Annotated in this window: 1 protein-coding gene; it reads right to left on the reverse strand. The window is 50.8% G+C overall.

Annotated features, from left to right (window positions below; translation table 11 throughout):
• On the reverse strand, window positions 1-244 hold a 244-nt coding region (locus MMO42_RS18155; RefSeq protein ID WP_241321588.1), incomplete at both ends, for a hypothetical protein.

Below are 244 nucleotides of genomic sequence, written 5' to 3' on the forward strand. Positions count from 1 at the left end.
TGCTGCTACCATTACCAAACTTGATGCCTTTGTCCGCTGTTGCTTGCGCTGCATCTGCTGCAGTTTGCGCAGTGGTGACATTTTGGTTGGTGGTGAATAACTGGCCACCGTTCACTGCATCTGTTGAAGCTGCTGAACTGATGTCTCCCGCTTTCACATTGGTGATGGTCGTGCCACCTGCACCTGCAAGCGTGATCTTGTCTTTGGTCGTTGCATCGTCGTATTTAACGGCTGCATCGTCTAA

The organism is Acinetobacter sp. ANC 3882 (assembly GCF_022549545.1).
Classification (GTDB): domain Bacteria; phylum Pseudomonadota; class Gammaproteobacteria; order Pseudomonadales; family Moraxellaceae; genus Acinetobacter.